The following is an 18,499-nucleotide window of genomic DNA, read 5'->3' as shown; positions in this document are numbered from 1 at the left end:
CCTGAAAGCCCGAGGAAGAGGGCTGAAAACACGCGTGAGGTATTAGGTAGAACAAAGGAGGAACCCGTGGAGGGTCCCGATATCACGGCAGTAGAAGCCGTTATTGATAATGGTAAGTTCGGCAAGCGCACGCTGCGCTTCGAGACCGGTCGTCTCGCCCAGCAGGCTGATGGTGCCGTTGCAGCCTATCTTGATGAAGATTCTATGATCCTGTCCACCACTGTGGCAGGCCACGCACCAAAGGAAAACTACGACTTCTTCCCGCTGACGGTTGATGTTCAAGAGAAGATGTATGCAGCTGGTCGCATCCCAGGCTCCTTCTTCCGTCGCGAAGGTCGCCCATCAACAGAGGCAATTTTGGCATGCCGCGTGATTGATCGCCCATTGCGCCCTCTGTTCCCACACACTCTTCGTAACGAGGTTCAGATCACCGCTACCGTGCTGGCAGTCGACCCTGATGACTCCTACGATATGCTCGCTCTGAACGCAGCATCCGCATCCACCACCATCTCCGGCCTGCCATTTGAAGGCCCAGTTGGCGGCTTGCGCTTGGCTTTGATCGACGGCCAGTGGGTGGCATTCCCACGCTGGTCTGAGCGTGAAAAGGCCACCTTCGAGCTCGTCGTGGCCGGCCGCATCACCCCAGCCAACGACGTGGCAATCGCCATGATCGAAGCTGGCGCTGGCAAGAACGCTTGGGACCTCATCTACAACGGCAACGGCGTCAAGCCAGACGAGAAGGTCGTTGCTGAGGGTATCGAGGCTGCTAAGCCATTCATCCGCACCCTGTGCGACGCCATCAACGAACTCAAGAAGAAGGCTGCAAAGCCAACCAAGGAGTTCCAGCTCTTCCCTGAATACACCGACGAATTCTACAAGCGCGTCGAAGAGCTCGCCGCCGCCGACCTCGACCCAGCACTCGTCATTGCTGACAAGATCGAGCGCCAGGAGCGCGTGCGCGAAATCAAGGAGAAGGTTGCCCAAACCCTCGCCTCTGAATTCGAAGATATGAGCGACGAAGAGAAGGACCGCGAGCTGGGCAACGCCTTCAAGGCTTTGCAGCGCTCCATCGTCCGCCGTCGCGTGCTCGAAAAGGGTGAGCGCATTGACGGCCGTGGCCTGAAGGATATCCGCACCCTCTCCGCTGAGGTTGACGTAGTTCCTCGCGTCCACGGTTCTTCCCTCTTCCAGCGCGGTGAAACCCAGATTATGGGTATCACCACGCTGGGCATGCTCAAGATGCGTCAGGAAATGGACGCACTCTCCGGCCCCGACACCAAGCGCTATATTCACCAGTACAACATGCCGCCATTCTCCACTGGCGAGACTGGTCGCTTGGGCTCGCCGAAGCGCCGCGAAGTTGGTCACGGTGACCTCGCTGAGCGTGCACTTGTACCAGTGATCCCTAGCGAAGAAGAGTTCCCTTACGCCATCCGCCAAGTCTCTGAAGCCATGGGCTCCAACGGCTCGACCTCCATGGGCTCGGTCTGCGCTTCCACCTTGGCTCTTCTCGATGCAGGCGTGCCGCTGAGGGCTCCTGTTGCTGGTATCTCCATGGGCTTGATGTCCGGCGAGGTCAACGGCAAGCAGGTGTTCAAGATCCTCACCGATATTCAAGGTGCTGAGGACGCTTTTGGCGATATGGACTTCAAGGTTGCTGGTACCTCTGAGTTCGTCACTGCCCTTCAGCTCGACACGAAGCTTGACGGCATTCCAGCTGACATTTTGGCTGAGGCCTTGCAGCAGGCTTACGAAGCTCGCAGCACGATTCTTGAGATCATCAACGAGTGCATTGACGGACCTGCTGAGCTGGCTCCATCTGCTCCTCGCATCCTGACCCTGCACGTTCCAGTCGATAAGATCGGCGAGATCATTGGACCGAAGGGCAAGATGATCAACCAGATTCAGGAAGATACCGGCGCTGACATCACTATTGAAGATGATGGCACCGTCTACATCGCTTCTGATGAAGGTGAAGCTGCTCAGAAGGCTTCTGACGTTATTGACCAGATTGTCAACCCTCATGTTCCTCAGGCTGGAGAACGCTTCACTGGCACTGTGGTGAAGACCACCAGTTTCGGTGCATTCGTCAACCTCACTCCTGGCACGGATGGCTTGCTCCACATCAGCCAAATTCGCAACCTGCGCGACGGCGAGCGTGTGGAGCGTGTGGAGGATGTTCTCAAGGAAGGCGACAGCGTGGATGTTGTCGTCGAGAGTGTCGATGAGCGAGGAAAGATCTCTCTGGCAATCCCAGGCTTTGAGAATGAAGCTCCAGCTCGCGAAGAGCGTCCTGCTCGTCGTCCACGCCGTCACTATGAGGATGACGAGGATGAGGGTTCTGTTCGTCCAGCTCGTCGTCCCCGCCGTCGCATGAGCGATGATGACGATGAAGCTCAGGAGCGTCCTGCTCGCCGTCCGCGTCGTCACTACGAAGAGGACGATGAAGAGCCTGCTCGTCCAGCTCGTCGTCCTCGCCGTCGCATGAGCGATGATGACGCTGCTGAGGATGATTACGAGCCACGCCGTCCACGTCGCCGTCACTATGAGGACGCTGACGAGGATGCTGCTTCTGAGGATCGTTCCGACAGGCAGGAGCGTGAGCGTTCTGAGCGTCGTCCACGTCGTCGCTACGATGACGAAGAGCGCAGCTACCGTCCACGTCGCAGCCGTGGCAACCGCGAGTTCAGCGCTGATGAGAACGCTTACCGCGAGTACCATGAGGATCGCGTAGAGCGTTCCGAGCGTCCGCGTCGCCGCGTTGTGCGCCGCCGCTACGAGGACTGATACTTTCGAGCGGCACGCACGGCTGCACGCGACTGACAGCTGCATGTGACTTGCAGTTGAAAGTCGCTGCCAGCTCACGCTGAACGAGGAGCGTATAAACTAGGCCTCAGAATGACCGAGTCATGTTCTTAGGGACTTTATTGTGAAGTGCCCTGATGAAGAAACACTCGGTTATTCTGAGGCTTTTTGTATGACTGGCTGTGTACCACCAATCAGTGGTCATCAATCAACAGTCATCAACCAACTGCAATGAATAAACGGTCATCAATCAAAGGAGATGAAATGAGCACGAACGCACTGCGCAAGCTCGGCCCGTACACCACGACGAGCATCGGTTTGGGATGCATGCCACTCTCACTGGAAAACAACCTTGGCGTAGAAAAAGGCGTGGAAACCATTCACGCAGCCCTCGACGCCGGCTGCCGCCACCTGGATACCGCATGGGCTTACTACGAATCTGGAAAAGAGCCAGGCGCCAACGAACGCTTGGTCCGCCAGGCACTCTCTACCTGGGATGGGCCTCGTGAAGAGGTTATCGTGGCCAGCAAGGTCGGCCATTTCCGCAACTTCACTGACGGTGTTCCTACCTGGGGCCAGGATGCTCGCCCGGAGCGTCTGATCCACGATGCTCACGAATCCTTGGAAAACTTGGGTGTTGACGCTATCGACCTGCTCTACATGCACCGTCCTGACCCGAAGGTCGATTATGCCGAGTCGATCGAGGCCATGAAGCAGCTTGCTGATGAGGGAGTTGCTAAGACTATCGGTATTTCTAACGCCTCCGTCGAGCAGATTGATATCGCCCGCTCCATTTTGGGTGACAAGCTCGTCGCCGTGCAAAACCAGTATTCTCCGGTATACCGCTCCACGCGGGATATTCTGGATTACTGCGCCAAGCTTGGTCTGGCTTTTGTGTGCTGGAGCCCTCTGGGTGGTTACCGACGTGCAGTGGATGAGAGCAAGTTTGAGCCATTCAAGCAAGTAGCCACGAAGCATGGTGTGAGCTACCAGCAGGTGATTTTGGCGTGGGAGCTTGCTCAAGGTGAGCACGTTTTCACCATTCCTGGTGCTCACCGTCCGCAGACGATTCTCGACTCTTTGCATGCCAGCGTGCTTGAGCTGAGCGCTGAGGAGATGGAGCTGCTCAACCGCGGCTGATAGTCTCGCAGTATGAATTACAGCGGATTGTTGAATGCGAGTCTCACCTTATCGGATCCGAAAAAAGTAGCTGTTGCCTACACCACAGCGTTGGACCCTGATTCGGTGGGCTCGCATTTTCCGTCTGATTTCAACCTTTCGGAAATTACCGCGCGAAAAATGGGCCAAGATGTAACGCTCATCGATGAGCATCGTGCTCAATTGGAAAAGCTGCTCCACCGCAAGCTCGTCCTGCTCCACCAGGTGCATTCGAACACCGTGATCGACCTCGACCAGGCAGGACTTGACCAGGAGCACACCGATGCGGATGGCATGGTAACCACGCGCGATGATGTCGCCCTGGCAATCTTTACGGGAGATTGCACGCCACTCCTCTTCGCTGACACCACTCACCACGTTTTTGCTGCTTGCCACGCGGGGCGCAGGGGAGTGGAAAATGGCGTGATGCTCGAAACGCTGAAAATGATGGGTGAGAAGGGTGCCGAGCCTACTACGACGGAAATCTGGATTGGCCCTCATATTTGCGGCGACTGTTACGAAACTGGTGACGAGATTGCCACCGCTTTTGAAGCGCAATTCCCCGGCTGCTCAACGCTGACGCGCTTTTCTGGCCGCGGCATCGATATGAGCGCCGCACTGTTGCTTGAGCTTTCCTTGAGCCCTTGGCGCGAGGCCACGGTTCACAGTGATGACCCGGCAATCGGCGAGCAAACCGAAAAACTGTGGGCCAGCATTTCTCCAGATTATCAGCGCCGTCTCATCAACCCTGCCGTCAATCCCCACGGGATGCAGCACGCCGGGTGTACGCTGGAAAATCCCCTGCTTTACTCTTATCGCGAGTGGACGAAGAGCATGCGGCCTGAGTGCAACGGCAGGTTTATGAACATCATCGTGCCCGAACCTCAGCTGTGATAATCTTGAGCGCTAATGCGTGTTTTGCTGGGGGACCAGAGGGTTCATCGCGCTGAGCTCTTCGTGGAAGAGGATTGTTTGAGCGATGACGAGCCTTCCAGCCAAACTCATCTGAGAGGCCGTCAAACCAGCAGGGTCGAGCCCCGACTGATCAGTAGTGCGCCAATCGGGCAGGCAAATCAAGCCGCCCAACAGGTTGTGCGCATCGTGAGCGTAATGCATCAGATGGTAGAACAGCGCGTTGCACACATACGTGCCTGCGTCCGAACTGAGGGAAGCGGGAACATTATGCGTGGCAAAAGCGTTCAAGATGCGGCCTAATGGAAGGCGAGTCCAGTAAGCAGCAGGCCCATTCGCCTCAATCGGGCCGGGCAAAGGCTGCGTGCCGTCAGCATCGGGATGGTTGGTTTCAATGCGATTGCGCGCCGAACGGTCGAGAGCAATGCCAGGGGCGCCACGACGACGACCCAAGCACACCACAATCTGAGGCTGAACCTCCTCAATAGTGGCGAGCAAGGTAGGCCATGCCTTGTCAAAGGAGAGCGGGACTAAAACGGGCGTCACCTGCACATGAGCTTGAGTTTCCTGCTCGAGCCAGGCTTGAGTTTCAGCACTACCGAGGCTCAGAGCAGTTTGAGAGGTCGGGTCATCTGGCGTGTCGGAGAAACCAGAAACGATTACGGAGAATTCGCGCATACTGCAATCCTAGCGCGGAGCAAAAATGAGCGGCGCGTTCACCAGGTTTGCCTGAAATTACAAGCGTTTGCGAGTTTGAGCTATGTCAGTTTTCTATCGGGTGAGCGTGGTAGAAAGAGAAGTAATACACATGTGGTCAGTCTGCATGAGCAGCTGATGGTAGCGGAGGTAACTATGCCAGAGTCTTTCCCGATCACGTTGCGCGGGTATGACAAGGAAACTGTTGATCGTGCGGTGGCAGAGTACGAAGAGTCTGCACGCTTGATGCGCGAGCAGATTAAGGCGTATGACACGCGAATTCTGACTCTGGAAGCACAGTTGCAAAAGGAGAAGAACCGCAAGGCTGCCCCTTCGAAGGATTCTTTCGCGTCCCTGGGTGCTAACGCCCAGCAGCTGCTCGCCTCTGCAGAGCAAACGTCCAGCGAGTTGCTCGCACGCGCCAAGTCGGATGCTGCCAGCATCGAGCGCAATGCTAAGGAACGCGCAGAAACGACGGTGAACACCGCCCAACAGCAGGCTCGCCACATGCTCGACGACGCACAGAGCAAGAGCCAGGCCATCATCTCCCAGGCTCAGGAGAAGGCTGACACGATTACCACCACGGCTCAGAACAAGGCTGACCAGCTGACTGCTCAAACCCAGCAGCAGTGCAACGAGCAGCGTGAAGCTCTCACCCTTGAGCTCAAGAACAAGCGTGAGGAAGAAACCAAGCAAACTCAGGCATGGAAGAGCGCTCAAGAGCGTGAAATCGCTCAGAAGCAGGCTGATGCCAGCCAGCAGATTGCCCAGCAGCGTAAGAGCGCTGCCGATGAGATCACTCGTCAGAAGAAGGACACGAATGATCAGATTCAGCAGGCTTTGGCTGATGCCAACCAGAAGCTCTCTCGCGCTCGCGAACAGGTGAGCAAGATGATCTCCGACGCTCAGCGCCAGGCCGGGGAAATCACCGATGCTGCCAAGGCTCAGGCTCAGCAGATTCTCGACGCTGCTGACGTTAAGCGCGCCGACACCCTCTCCCAGGCTGCTTCCGAGTATGAGAATGTGCGCAACGAAATCTCCCAGCAGCAGAGCGAGGCTACTGAGAAGGTGCGCCAGCTGCTCGATGACCTCAAGGCTCGCCGTGAAGCCAGTGAGAAGGAGAGCCAGGAGATTTTGGCGAAGGCTCATGAAACTCGTGACGCTGCTGACGCTTACGCCGATAAGAAGCGTAAGGATGCGGATGCTGAAGCTGCCCAGATGGTGGAAGAAGCTCGCGTCAAGGCCAGCAAGCAGCTGGACGAGCAGCGTGAGGCTGCCAAGAGCGAGATTGATGGTTTGAACGAGCGTATTGCTCAGTTGCAGACTCGCGAGGCTTCGATTACTCAGCGTGTGTCGGAGATTCGCTCCATGTTCGCTCAGGCTTTCGGTAACTTCGCTCCGGCTCCAGCTCCTGCTGCGAAGGATGCTTCTGCTCAGTCAGGTTCTGATTCTCACACTTCTGCTGATGCTTCTGCTGATCAGGACGGTGGAAACGAAGCTGAACAGACTTCTGAGGAGTAAGCTCACCGGTGACAGTGAACATCAGAACAAACGCAGGTATCACTCCTTATGTTTCTGTATGTAACTGAATTGTCATATTGAGCAAGCAGACTAGGCACATACGCGAATTTATGATCCGATGCTCTTTATGTGAGCGTCGGATCTGTTTATCTTGGGTTTGGTAAAACCCTCGAGCTCAGAATTGGGAAGAAAGGCAATTATGCAAGATTATCAGCCACTTACCTCACAGCGTTTGAATGATATTCGCACCTCCTTCGACTCCAATGCACAGCGTCGCCTGGCTATGAACGCCAGCGTGGAAAATGGTGTGAATAAGGTTGCTTACAACTACGATGCTGCTCGCTTCTTGCAGCGTCGCTTCTCCACCCAGCTCAACCAGGGCAAGGTGACCAACCAGCGTCGTTCTGGCCGTTGCTGGCTGTTCAGCTCCCTCAACGTTGCTCGCTTCGTCGCCAAGCGTGAAATGGGCATCGCCAACCAGGAGTTCGAGTTCTCCCAGAACTACGCCATGTACTTCGACAAGCTCGAGCGTGCCAACTACTTCCTGCGCGATATGGCCGAACTCATTGCTCAGGGTAAAACCCCAGATTCTCGCCTCGTCCAGTTCCAGATGGAATCGGTGATGGGCGACGGTGGCCAGTGGACCATGGCTATGAACGTGTACAAGAAGTACGGTGCTGTTCCGAAGGACTTCTTCCCAGAGACCGAAGCTTCGATGAACACTCGCTTCCTTGATGAGCACCTGCGCCACATGCTGCACGAGCAGGTGGCTCGCATGTTCCAGAACAAGGACAACGCTGCTGAAGTTGAGCGTTTGATTAACGAAGGCGTGGAACGTGCACACTCCATCCTCACCGTCAACCTCGGTGAGCCACCAGTAAGCTTCGAGTGGGAGTACACCGACGATGAGGGCAACTTCCACCGTGACGGCGAAATGACTCCTGTTGAGTTCTGGAACAAGTACGTCGGCCCAGCACACCTCGAAGATTATGTGTGCCTGGTCAACGACCCACGTCAGGAGCACCCACGCGGTGAGAAGATCGCCATCCAGCATTTGGGTAATGTCGCTGGCGGTGACCCAACCGAGTACCTCAACGTGGATATGAGCGTGATGAAGGATCTCGCTCGTCGCATCCTCGTGGAAGAGGGCATCCCGGTGTGGTTCGGCTGCGATTGCGGCGCATTCGCTGACCGTCAGAAGGGCAACTGGTCGGTGAACCTCTTCGACTATGAGTCCGTGTATGGCTTCGGCCAGAGCCTCAACAAGGAAGAGCGCGTTCGCTACTGGGATTCCGCAATGAACCACGCTATGGCCTTCAACGGTGTGGATGTTGCTGACGACGGCACCACCACCAAGCGTTGGCGCGTGGAGAACTCGTGGGGTGAGGACGTTGCCGACAAGGGTTACTTCACCATGGATGATGAGTGGTTCGACGAGTACGTCTATGAGGTTGCTGTGCCAAAGTCCATGCTTTCCGCCGAACTGCAGGAAGGCTTAAATAAGCCAGCCCTCGAGCTCGACGCTTGGGATCCGATGGGAGCTCTCGCCTGATGAGTGACGAAGTCAACGAAACCGAAGAAGAGACCACCGCCACCATCGCCGTCATCGGCGCCATGGATGAAGAGGTCCGCCAACTGGGAGAGTGGCTCAGCGGCGCTCAGCAATTCAGCGAAGCAGGATTGCCAGTTACGGTGGGTATGGCTCAGACCAATCGTGGCAACACCGTAAGGATTGTCGCGACCGTTGCTGGTATGGGAACCGTGGCAGCAGGTGCTGCAACCCAGTACCTCATCACCCGTTTCTCTCCGGACACAGTTATCTTCTCTGGCATCGCCGGCAACGTGTCGGGCGAGCTCGACATTAACGATGTGGTGTTGGGTGGCATTCTGCGCTACTTGGATACGGATATGCGTTTAGTGGGTCAGGCTGCTCCTGGCTTGACTGAATACCGTTCCGACCCTGCATTGATCCGCATCGCCGAGCAGGCTTTGGACGAGCAGGGAACCAACTACAAGGTGGGTGTTATCGCTTCTGGTAATTACTTTGTGGATTCGGATGAGCTGCGTAACAAGGTTCGTGAGGAAACGCAGGCAGATGCTGTGGAGATGGAAGGTGCAGCCGTAGGTCATATTGCCACGAAGAACGGCTTGCCATTCCTCGTCATTCGCGCTCTGTCGGATAACACGAATACGAAGTATGAGTCCTTCCGTCACTTCGATATTTCGACGTATGCGGAAACGGCGAGTAGCTTGGTGGAAGCCATCATTCGCCGTATGTGAACTCATCACTGAGTGTGAAAACACGTGAGCTCATCACTTCGTGTGATGAATATGTGAGCTCACTACTGAGTTTGAGAAACTGAGCCCCTCGGCGTGTCGTAATCGGATACGTCGAGGGGTTCTGTGTATACTAACACACGCAAACCAAAGACCGTTGGTCGGAGCAAACTCCGGTAAATTCGTGAGGAAGCCAGCGCAGGTTGAGTTGAAAGCATGCTTGCGTGCATTTTGTGCGCCGCTTGTTCTTTATCTTTTCCTGTGCACATTTCCTTCGAAACAACGGTGTTAAGGAAGGAACGCCATGGATAAGCCACAGAAGAATGCGGCGATCAAGGCCTTGACTGAACAGTTCAAGGAAGCTGACGCTGTTATTCTCACTGAGTATCGTGGTCTGACTGTCGAGCAGATCTCCGATCTGCGCGTCAAGCTCGGCCAGGATGTCTCTTATACCGTGGCGAAGAACACACTGGCTCGCATTGCCGCCCATGAGGCCGGCATTGATGACCTTGATGCAGAAATCAAGGGACCGTCCGCTATCGCCTTCATCAAGGGCGACTACGTGTCGACTGCCAAGACTCTTCGTGACTTCGCCAAGGACAACAAGCAGCTCATTGTTAAGGGCGGCCATGTTGACGGCAGCACTCTTACTGCTGAAGAAGTCAACCGTCTTGCCGACATGCAGACTCGTGAGGGTGCTCTCTCTCAGCTTGCTGGCGACATCAAGTCCGCTCTCGCTTCTGGTATTCGCGTTCTCGTTCAGGTGCCAACCAAGGCTGCCCGCACGATCGACGCTCTGGCACAGAAGCAGGCCTGAGCTTACAGGGATATGCCCTGTGTGCTTGACAGTGTGAGGCTAACGCTTCGCCACTGAAACAAAGATTTACAAAAATGTAAGTGCGGGAAACCGCGAAATGAAAGGAAGCCATCATGGCTGATAAGCTCACTCAGGAAGAGCTCCTCGCTCAGTTCGAGAACATGACCCTCGTCGAGCTCAACGACTTCGTCAAGGCATTCGAGGATAAGTTCGACGTCAAGGCTGCTGCTCCAGTTGCTGTTGCCGCTGCTGCTGCTCCAGCTGCAGGTGCTGCTGCTGAAGAGAAGTCCGAGTACGACGTCGTTCTGACCAACGCCGGTGCAAAGAAGATCCAGGTCATCAAGGTCCTCAAGGACCTCACCAAGAAGGGTCTCGCCGAGGCTAAGGCTCTCACCGACAAGGTTCCTTCCACCATCCTCTCCGGCGTGTCTGCTGACGACGCCAAGAAGGCTAAGGAAGACCTCGAGGGCGCAGGCGCAACCGTCGAGCTCAAGTGATTCATGCCTGCATAAGCAGGTCACTTGTTACTTTCAGGGCATGTCCACAAGGGCATGCCCTTTTTGTATTTCCAATTTGCTTCAAAATCGCTGAAAATCTCAGAAAATCTGTCAATGATGGAGCCAAAACGGTAGTCTTGAAGCTAGAGACTGCAAAAGCAGAGCACTAGTGTTCGGAGGTTCACATGTCCACAGAAGTAAGGCATGGCTGGCTTATCACCGTTCTGGCCACCGGCCAGCAGTATCGCTATATTCCTGGCGAAAGCGTCATCATCGGCCGCACCCCTCTGCGCCCAGCATCCCTGCCTGACGACAACTCCAAGCGTTTGGACATTGACGACCCTCAGCGCTCTATGTCGAAGCGTCACCTTTCGCTGAAAGTGACCGAGACTGGCGTGGGCATCATCACCGACCTCAACTCGACGAATGGCACCTATGTGGTGCGTGACGACGGCCGCCTCATCAAGATTCCTGCCAACAAGCCACTGTCCCTCGACCAGCCTGACGTCAAGCTCCAGCTGGGTGAGGTGGGTGTTGAGCTCAAGCAGTTCGCCATTCGAGAGCAGCGCCTAGTAGAAACTCCTGATCTGTTCGGCGCTCGTCCCGCTCAGCAGCAGCGCAACCTCAATGTGGACGAGATCGTTGACGTGCGAGAAGGCGAGCCGACGGATGCCTTCTGTGCAGGTCAGGTTCGCCAGGCCGTGCAAAGCGCGCAAGGCGTGAACTTTGACCCAGCCGCTGCCCAAGCCCAGCAAGTCCAACAGGCAGCACAGGCCCAGCAGGCTCAGCACGCGGTGAAAAACCTTCAGGCTCAGTCTTCCCAAAACGCTCCTGCCGGTTCGACGGGTTATGAGCCTGGCTCTGTGTTTGACCGTTTGACTCGCGGGCAGATGAGCCAGAAGCCTGCTGTTGAAATTGATGGCATGACCTCCGACGACGCTAAGACTACCGCCGATCAGCAGCGTCAGTATGCGATGGCTCAGCACCATGAGTTCCTGCCATTCTTGGCGCTCAACCCGTACTTGTACGCCGACCTGTACCAGTGGCTCGGCTCGCTGGGTGACCCAGATATCGCTCAGGCTTTGAGCACGAACCCTGGTTACAAGGCTTTCCGTGAGGCACGCTCCTAAGCTTGCCTGTTCTGCCCGTTGTGTCGCATGCTCCTTGCCGCAATGGTGGCGGTGAGCCAGATGGAAGGTAATTGTGAATACAGAAGCTAATCAGTCTGCTAATCCTGCTGCGCAAAATGCCAAGCCGCTGGGTCAAACCAAGCTTGCCCAATGGTTGAAGCCCACGATCAAACAGCATTACAGTTCGGCGTTGAGCAATGCTGATAATCTCAAGGCAAGTCTCGACCTGTCGGGGGCGAACCCGAACGGCATGTCGCGCCTCTTGAGCTCGGGCAGTGCGACGGTGGACATGCTTTTCCGCGAGTCGGCGACGCGTATGAGCGCCGAGCGCGAAGTGGAGCGTCTGTGGCACCTCACGCGCGAGAATGGCGAGGAGTACGGTTCTGAGGAGCTTTCTGTCGCTTATGGTTTCGCTTCCTGGACGGCTCCAGATTATCAGTCCGCGAAATCTCCTGCTTCTGCTTCACCTGCTGCTTCGTCCGCTCACGTGCGTGAAACCCAGCCGCTGATTGCCCAGGGGGAGAAGAAGGAAGGCGCGGCTGAGCAGGGAGCTGAACAACCAGCAGCCGCGCAGGAAGGTGTGGAAAAGGCTGATTCTGTACAGGCTTCTGAGCGTGGCGCTGCACAAGATGATTCTGCGCATGCGCCTGAGCAAGCACACGCGCCGGCCGAGCAAACTCAGCAGGGTAGTGGCGTGCAAGCTGCGGCAGCCGCTCAGTCGGTCGCAGCCGCTCAGCCGGCTGCAACTACACGGCCAGCTGCTCAGCAGGCGTCCACTCCCGCGCCAACACAGAAGAAGAAGGCTGCAGGCGAGCCAATTCAGGTTGAGCACATGCCTGTTGTCCTCTTCCCAGCGCAACTGGAAATCCCCGCAAACAAGGTGATGAGCCAAGCACAGCTCAAGCTCATCAAGCGCGTAACCATCAACCCGGTCTTCCTCTCACACCTGGCACAATGCGGTGTGCACCTCAATATTGACGAGATCATCACCTCCTCCGAATACCGCCCAGGTGCTGTCAACGAGCGCTTCATTTTGCAAAAAATCGAAGTCGCCGTACAAGATATCATCCCGAATTTCACCATCGACAAGACGATGATCGTCGGCTGCTTCAACGACCCTCGCTTCATGCTCGCCGCACGCTCGGCAGCAATCTTGCTCGACGCGAGGAACCGTGCGAAAACGCCAGTCATCATCCAAGCTCTCGCCGAGGATGCAGGTTCTATCCGCGCCTTGCACGACGCCCAACTGGAAAGCTTCAGCCAAGAGGATGCCGACCCTCACGCCGAGCTGGAAGTAGGCGATGTTTCCAACACTGTGCGTTACGCAGCACGTCAGGTGTCGAAGGGAACTTCGCTGTTTATCAACGCTGCGATGGGCAACGAATCCGCCCGCCAAGCGCTTGCCGTAGCATCACGAGTAGCTCAGACGGGCAAATCGGTGCTGTATGTGGCTGGTAATCTGGAGCAAAAGAAACTCTTTAAGCAGCAGGCCGAGCATAACAAGATGGCCTCTGCTATCGCCGACGTTGCCGACCCGGAAGTGGCACGCGACATCGACGCTACCCTCGTTGCCGCGCTCAACAGCAAGAATCACGCCGACCAGTCGATGAGCGCCTTCATTCGCACCTCTGACGAACTCTCCGGTCTGCGCCAACGTTTGAGCGGCTACTTCGACGAGCTGCACCACGAGGTCAAGCCCTGGTCGGTGAGCGCTTACGATGCCATCGAACACTTGGCCAAGCTCGCCAGCCTGCCGCAAAGGCCACGTAACCGCGTGCGCTTCAGCCAGCAAACCGCTCAACGCTTAGCCGGCAAGCTCGATGACTATGCTGACCAGCTGGTGCGTTTGGGCGAACTTCACGGCTACACCTTGGGCCCACAAGATACCACTTGGTACCATGCCGCACTCTACACGCATGAGCAAGCCCACCAGGCGACGATCCGCGTGATCCGCCTGCTGGACAAGACCATGCCAACACTGCGCAAGCAGATCGCCGCAGCCGTCACCGCCACCGGCTTCCCGGTGCCACAATCTCCAGCCGAATGGGGCCAGCAGCTCAACGTTTTGCAAGGAGTGCGCCAAGTTCTCGACGTGTTCACCCCTGAAGTATTCGAACGCGACCTCGACCCCTTCCTTGAAGCAACGCTGAGCAAGAAGGAGCGTAAGGAGCGTAAGGGCCAGGCCGGTTCGATGGGCTGGTGGGAGAGGCATCGCATGAAGCGAGAAATCCGCCACCTGCTACGCCCAGGAATGCACGATCTCGACCTTCATGAAGTGTTGGAAGAAGTTCGTCACCAGTCTCGCCGCTGGCACGAGATGGTCACCCGCGGTGGCTGGCCGACCATTCCAGACGGCTTGGATGAGATGGTCAACTCCTTCGACGACCTCAACTCGGACATCACCGCTTTGGACGCCGTTTTGGCATCCACTCCGCGCACCACGCCGCTGGGAGAGCTCAGCTTCGTCCAGCTCGACCACGACCTGCGCGCCCTCTACGCCGATCGTAAGGACCTCGACTCTCTGCCCGAACGCGCCAGTTTGGAACGCGACCTCGTCCAGGCAGGCTTGGGCGACTTGCTGGAGAACTTGTCGAGCAGGCATATTGAAACCGACCAAGCTCCAGCCGAGCTGCGCTTGGCATGGTGGTCCACCGTTTTCGAGCAGCTAGTTCATACGACAGGCATCTTGAGCGATCAAGATGGCTCCCTGTTGCGCCAGACGGTGGAGGACTTCCGCTCCTTGGACGCCAAGCACATCCAGACTATCGGCCCGCGCGTATGCCAAGAGCTCACCAAGAAGCTCGTGCAGTTGCTGTACTCGGATGAGGCGAAGGCCAATCGCTTCCACCAGTTGCTCAGCACTTCGGCCGCCTCGAATATCACGCAGATTGCCGCGAAGTTCCCTGACCTCATGGCCGCTGCTAAGCCGATTTGGGTGGTGAGCGCTGGTGAGGCCGCTCGTTTTGGTTCGAACCTTCACGCCGATGTGGTAATCCTGGACGGCTTTGAGCGTGCGAGCGTCGAACAGATTATTGTGGCGTTGGCTGCTGGAACGAGTGCCGCGGTGGTTGCCGATGGCGAGCACACTGTCAACCCTGTGTTGCGTTATGTGATGAAGCTTCTGCCGGTGGTGGAGGTTCCTGTTGCGCCGGCATCTCTTCCTGCCGTTCTCGTCCAGTTCTTGCTCGCCCATCACCGTGAGCTTGCGGTTTTGCCTGCTCCTGGCGTGCCGTGGGATGCGCCGGTGGGCTTGAAGACTCGCCAGTCCATCAACTGGGTGTTCACCAATTCGACGGGCTTGCCGGTGAACAATTCGGTGGTTAGCTCGACGAAGGAAGGTGTGGCCGCAGTAGTGGCTGAAGTTCGCCGTCAGGCTGGCGACCCTGCCCGCTCGTCGGCACATCTGAGCATCATTACGGTGACTGACGAGGACCGTCAGCTTATCGTCGAGGCGCTTAACGGTGAGGCTCGCAGCTCGGAGGTGATGCGTCGCTTCCTGGCTCAGGTTTCCGTGTTGACTATCGCTTCGGTGGGTGCAGCGCTGCCAGGTGACGTGATTATTTCGACGAGTTTTGGCAAGCTTCCGAGCGGCACTCTGCTTCAGCAGTTTGGTGAGGTGGGCCAGCCTGGTGGCGACATGCTGCTGTACTCGGCGTTGGAATTGGTTCGTGGTAATCTCACGATCGTCTCGGCCTTCAAGGCTGCTGACATGGTTGACTCGAGATTGACGCAACCTGGTTCTCGCCTGCTCAAGGATATTCTCGCCTGGGCTGAGAAGGTGTCGCGCGAGCAGCATTCCGCAATCCGCCGTACGGATCCGAATTCGGAATGGCAGGCGGTGGAGCACATCCAGTCTGCTGGTGTGTTGCTCAGTGATTTGGCTCAGCGTTTGCGTGCTCGCGGCTATGAGACGGCAGTGTCGTATGGTGTGAACTCCGGCACCTCGCGTTTGAACCTGCCTTTGGTGGTGGGTAAGCCGGGTGAAGGCTTTACTTTGGCCGTGTTTACTGATGACGAGGCTTTCATGGCTGTCCCGTCCTTGCGTTTGCGTCATCGCACGTACCCGGCTCAGCTTGCTGCTGCTGGTTGGAAAACCTTGCAGGTGTGGAGCGTGGGCTTGTTTGTTGACCCTGACCGCCAGATTGCCAGAATTGAGAAGATTCTCCCACTCGATGCGGATACCAAGCAGAAGCTCGAGCAAGCTCACACCGCATTGTCGGATTTGGTTGAGCAGAGCAAGGTGGAGCATCCCGTGGGTTCAGAAGAGCATGAAGCAGGGGAGCAGGCTCAGGTTGAAGATGAGCTGACTACTGGTGAGCCGGGGAGCGAACCTGGTGGCGAGGCGGCTTCGTCACCTGCTGGTGATGCGCAAGGAGCGGATCACTCTGAGGCGGAGGCTGCACAGTCTGCAGAGTCTGCACAGTCTGAATCGAAGGAGCAGCATGACGCTCAGTGAGAAGCCAAAGCGCAAGCCGCGCCAGCATAAGCGCGTGGTGTACAAAGGCAAAGAGAAGTTCACTGTGAGCCTCTCCGAGTTTGAAACGGGCCCGACAACGCAGCAGAAAATTGAAGCGAAGAAGGAAGAGGAGCGGTTGTTGCGCGAGCTTCCACCGCACTTCTCCCTCTTCAGCGCTGAGCGAGACCAAGCGGGAGTGTAGCGCACGCGCATGTGCTGCGACGAGCTGCGAGTTCAATGAGCGTGCACGTGCGAGGAACGTGACTGCGCCAAAGCGAATGAGGTCACCGCGTGTGCTACGCGATAAAGCACAGTGAGAGCGCATGAACACAAAAAGAAGGCCTGCAGGTGAGTACCTGCAGGCCTTTAGCGTACTGATAATCTGAAGAATTACTTGTTATTCAGAGCTTCGAGCTCAGAAGCGATCTTCTCCAGAAGAGCAAGCTCATGCTCACGGTTAGCCTTAGCTTTCTCTGCTTCAGCTTCTTCCTCAGCTTTTTCAGCGTCCGCAGCAGCATCAGCAGCAGCTTGAGCATCGGCAGCATTCTTCTTGACCAGACGAGTGCTCAATTCACGCACCTTGTTGATGGGAACGATGATGCAGAAGTAGACGGCAGCAGCGACAGCGAAGAAGTTGATCAAAGCGTCCAGAACAGCACCGAAGCTGATCGTCGAGTTGTTGTAGGTGAAGGCCAAGAGACCAGACATATCAGCCTTACCAAAGATCATGGCGATCAGAGGGTTAATGATGTTCTTGACGATTGCAGTCACGACAGTGGTCACAGCAGTACCCATGACCAGACCGACTGCCATGTCAATCATGTTGCCGCGAGCAATGAACTTCTTAAAACCGGCGATCACGCCTTCTTCGCGATACTGCTCGACGGAATCCTGAGGGGCAACAGCCATTTTTCAACCTTTCTTTCCTCAATGGTGGCAATCTTTACTTTTACCCACGCACTACCGCAGTTGCAGCTGGGTATGCCCCGGGGTGAAAAAGAAAAAGAGCGGTTATACCGCTCTCATTCTCTCGTATACGGCAGACGCACCGATCAGTGAACGAGTGACCCCTCACCTGTCTTGTACGTTGAGCTGTACATTATGCTGCAGTTGTTAGGGCAGGTTACTCAGTAGGTTTCACTCACTTGGAGGAGTGGTCCGTACGATAGAAGCCCTTGCCCTTGAATTCGATCGGGACAGCAGAGAACACCTTGCGCAGCTGCTCTTCATGGCAGTTCGGGCATACGGTGAGGGCAGAATCTTCAAAAGACTGTTCTTGAGTAAAGTCATAGCCGCAGTTCTTGCAACGGTAATGATAGGTTGGCATGAAAACCCTTTCTTCAGTACATCTGTAGAAGATACTAGTAGCAGCGCGGAATTTCTCACGAGCAGATGAAAATCTGTTGACTTCACGCTGAGCATAATAAGAAGTATGAGCATATTGCAGTCCATCCGAGTATGGCTGACAGGAAGCGAAGCACGCACACAGATGAGCCGAGGCGGATTTGAATGCCCGGTAAGCCTCACCGGCCGCATTCACAACCTCAACCTCGTATTACGCGAATACCAAGCTGCAGATGAACAACAGTGGCTTCGCGTGCGCTCGGACAATGCTCATTGGCTCAGGCCCTGGGATTCTTGCGACCCTGACTATGCTGCTGCACCCCAGTTTCCTGAATGGGTGCAAGCCAACCATGAAGATGAACTTAACGGAAACTCAGTAGTCTGGGGAATCTTCATTGATGACGAGCTGGTAGGAGAAATAAGCATCGGGGCGATGCAATATGGCCCGATTCGCCAAGGAATTGTGGGCTACTGGGTGGCACAAGGCTGGGCTGGGCACGATATCGCCCCTGCGGCTTTGGGTTTGGTCAGTGACTGGGCGTTGAGTGCGCCGACTGGTCCGCACTTGCATCGCGTAGAAGTCGACATTGTTCCCTTCAACTCCCGCTCACTCAGAGTCGTACAGAAAGCAGGCTTTAGCGAGGAAGGACTGCGCCGAGGTTTCATGTATGTCAACGGACAGTGGCGTGACCACCTGTGCTTTGCACTGTTAGCGACGGACCCAGTTGCTCATGAGGGTGTGCTCAACCACGTGCAATTTGAAACTTTGCAGGCGGATGGTCGTGAGAGTGTGCGCTGAGGGAGCGCCGCGAGAGTGTGCGCTGAGGGAGCGCGCTGAACGATCGCCGCTCATTGATGCGCGGGTGGCTTCTGAGCTCTGGAGAAT

General features: G+C 56.2%; 15 protein-coding genes. 12 read left to right on the top strand and 3 right to left on the bottom strand.

Annotated elements, in window-relative coordinates; genetic code table 11:
• The first annotated feature begins 66 nt into the window (after nucleotides 1–66).
• The 3 genes from AEAE_RS04285 (at nucleotide 67) to AEAE_RS04275 (ending at nucleotide 4,857) form a co-directional block, all read left to right on the top strand.
• Nucleotides 67–2,787: a polyribonucleotide nucleotidyltransferase gene (locus tag AEAE_RS04285; RefSeq protein WP_094689883.1), complete on the top strand. Its 2,721-nt coding sequence runs from the start codon at nucleotides 67–69 to the stop codon at nucleotides 2,785–2,787.
• Nucleotides 2,788–3,069: 282 nt separating this feature from the next.
• Nucleotides 3,070–3,945 carry an aldo/keto reductase gene (locus AEAE_RS04280; RefSeq protein ID WP_094689882.1) on the top strand — a complete coding sequence of 292 codons (876 nt, stop codon included), beginning with the start codon at nucleotides 3,070–3,072 and terminating at the stop codon, nucleotides 3,943–3,945.
• A 12-nt stretch (nucleotides 3,946–3,957) separates the two neighbouring features.
• Nucleotides 3,958–4,857 carry a purine nucleoside phosphorylase YfiH/LACC1 family protein gene (locus tag AEAE_RS04275; RefSeq protein ID WP_094689881.1) on the top strand — a complete coding sequence of 300 codons (900 nt, stop codon included), beginning with the start codon at nucleotides 3,958–3,960 and terminating at the stop codon, nucleotides 4,855–4,857.
• 12 nt (nucleotides 4,858–4,869) lie between these two features.
• Here AEAE_RS04275 and AEAE_RS04270 read toward each other — a convergent pair whose 3' ends face one another.
• The gene (locus AEAE_RS04270; protein ID WP_094689880.1) at nucleotides 4,870–5,553 is read right to left on the bottom strand and encodes a pyroglutamyl-peptidase I; all 684 of its coding nucleotides are present in this window, start codon (nucleotides 5,551–5,553) and stop codon (nucleotides 4,870–4,872) included.
• Nucleotides 5,554–5,727: 174 nt separating this feature from the next.
• On the opposite strand from AEAE_RS04270, the gene AEAE_RS04265 reads away from it, so the two are divergent.
• From AEAE_RS04265 to AEAE_RS04230, 8 genes are all read left to right on the top strand, one after another.
• The gene (locus tag AEAE_RS04265) at nucleotides 5,728–7,092 is read left to right on the top strand and encodes a hypothetical protein (protein WP_094689879.1); all 1,365 of its coding nucleotides are present in this window, start codon (nucleotides 5,728–5,730) and stop codon (nucleotides 7,090–7,092) included.
• 199 nt (nucleotides 7,093–7,291) lie between these two features.
• A complete protein-coding gene (locus tag AEAE_RS04260; RefSeq protein WP_094689878.1) occupies nucleotides 7,292–8,644 on the top strand; it encodes a C1 family peptidase in 1,353 nt (450 codons plus the stop codon).
• On the top strand, nucleotides 8,644–9,372 hold the full coding sequence (gene mtnN / locus AEAE_RS04255; RefSeq protein ID WP_094689877.1) for a 5'-methylthioadenosine/S-adenosylhomocysteine nucleosidase: 729 nt from the start codon (nucleotides 8,644–8,646) through the stop codon (nucleotides 9,370–9,372). Before AEAE_RS04260 ends, mtnN begins: the two co-directional genes overlap by 1 nt.
• A 301-nt stretch (nucleotides 9,373–9,673) precedes the next feature.
• Nucleotides 9,674–10,186, top strand: a complete 513-nt coding sequence (rplJ, locus tag AEAE_RS04250; protein ID WP_094689876.1) for a 50S ribosomal protein L10 — start codon at nucleotides 9,674–9,676, stop codon at nucleotides 10,184–10,186.
• A 113-nt stretch (nucleotides 10,187–10,299) separates the two neighbouring features.
• Nucleotides 10,300–10,683 carry a 50S ribosomal protein L7/L12 gene (gene rplL / locus AEAE_RS04245; RefSeq protein ID WP_094689875.1) on the top strand — a complete coding sequence of 128 codons (384 nt, stop codon included), beginning with the start codon at nucleotides 10,300–10,302 and terminating at the stop codon, nucleotides 10,681–10,683.
• A gap of 185 nt (nucleotides 10,684–10,868) precedes the next feature.
• Nucleotides 10,869–11,813, top strand: coding sequence for an FHA domain-containing protein (locus AEAE_RS04240; protein ID WP_094689874.1), 945 nt, complete (start codon nucleotides 10,869–10,871; stop codon nucleotides 11,811–11,813).
• A gap of 73 nt (nucleotides 11,814–11,886) precedes the next feature.
• Nucleotides 11,887–16,269, top strand: a complete 4,383-nt coding sequence (locus AEAE_RS04235; protein WP_094689873.1) for a hypothetical protein — start codon at nucleotides 11,887–11,889, stop codon at nucleotides 16,267–16,269.
• Nucleotides 16,256–16,471, top strand: coding sequence for a hypothetical protein (locus AEAE_RS04230; RefSeq protein WP_094689872.1), 216 nt, complete (start codon nucleotides 16,256–16,258; stop codon nucleotides 16,469–16,471). Before AEAE_RS04235 ends, AEAE_RS04230 begins: the two co-directional genes overlap by 14 nt.
• A gap of 188 nt (nucleotides 16,472–16,659) precedes the next feature.
• Here AEAE_RS04230 and AEAE_RS04225 read toward each other — a convergent pair whose 3' ends face one another.
• Together AEAE_RS04225 and AEAE_RS04220 are read right to left on the bottom strand one after the other, a co-directional pair.
• On the bottom strand, nucleotides 16,660–17,130 hold the full coding sequence (locus AEAE_RS04225; protein WP_094690111.1) for an MscL family protein: 471 nt from the start codon (nucleotides 17,128–17,130) through the stop codon (nucleotides 16,660–16,662).
• Nucleotides 17,131–17,410: 280 nt separating this feature from the next.
• Entirely contained in the window at nucleotides 17,411–17,596 is a 186-nt protein-coding gene (locus tag AEAE_RS04220; RefSeq protein WP_094689871.1) for an FmdB family zinc ribbon protein, read from the bottom strand.
• A gap of 105 nt (nucleotides 17,597–17,701) precedes the next feature.
• On the opposite strand from AEAE_RS04220, the gene AEAE_RS04215 reads away from it, so the two are divergent.
• A complete protein-coding gene (locus AEAE_RS04215) occupies nucleotides 17,702–18,412 on the top strand; it encodes a GNAT family N-acetyltransferase (protein ID WP_094689870.1) in 711 nt (236 codons plus the stop codon).
• Nucleotides 18,413–18,499 lie beyond the last annotated feature (87 nt).

This window comes from Aeriscardovia aeriphila (assembly GCF_002259595.1).
In the GTDB taxonomy this organism is placed as follows: Bacteria; Actinomycetota; Actinomycetes; order Actinomycetales; family Bifidobacteriaceae; genus Aeriscardovia; species Aeriscardovia aeriphila.
Note: the sequence above shows the minus strand (reverse complement) of the source record. Positions and strands in the feature narration are given on the sequence as shown.

Coding starts and splice junctions, on each gene's coding strand:
- AEAE_RS04215 (WP_094689870.1), top strand. CDS start 17,702: ATGAGCATATTGCAGTCCATCCGAGTATGGCTGACAGGAAGCGAAGCA.
- mtnN (WP_094689877.1), top strand. CDS start 8,644: ATGAGTGACGAAGTCAACGAAACCGAAGAAGAGACCACCGCCACCATC.
- AEAE_RS04265 (WP_094689879.1), top strand. CDS start 5,728: ATGCCAGAGTCTTTCCCGATCACGTTGCGCGGGTATGACAAGGAAACT.
- AEAE_RS04280 (WP_094689882.1), top strand. CDS start 3,070: ATGAGCACGAACGCACTGCGCAAGCTCGGCCCGTACACCACGACGAGC.
- rplJ (WP_094689876.1), top strand. CDS start 9,674: ATGGATAAGCCACAGAAGAATGCGGCGATCAAGGCCTTGACTGAACAG.
- AEAE_RS04220 (WP_094689871.1), bottom strand. CDS start 17,596: ATGCCAACCTATCATTACCGTTGCAAGAACTGCGGCTATGACTTTACT.
- AEAE_RS04240 (WP_094689874.1), top strand. CDS start 10,869: ATGTCCACAGAAGTAAGGCATGGCTGGCTTATCACCGTTCTGGCCACC.
- rplL (WP_094689875.1), top strand. CDS start 10,300: ATGGCTGATAAGCTCACTCAGGAAGAGCTCCTCGCTCAGTTCGAGAAC.
- AEAE_RS04275 (WP_094689881.1), top strand. CDS start 3,958: ATGAATTACAGCGGATTGTTGAATGCGAGTCTCACCTTATCGGATCCG.
- AEAE_RS04230 (WP_094689872.1), top strand. CDS start 16,256: ATGACGCTCAGTGAGAAGCCAAAGCGCAAGCCGCGCCAGCATAAGCGC.
- AEAE_RS04270 (WP_094689880.1), bottom strand. CDS start 5,553: ATGCGCGAATTCTCCGTAATCGTTTCTGGTTTCTCCGACACGCCAGAT.
- AEAE_RS04260 (WP_094689878.1), top strand. CDS start 7,292: ATGCAAGATTATCAGCCACTTACCTCACAGCGTTTGAATGATATTCGC.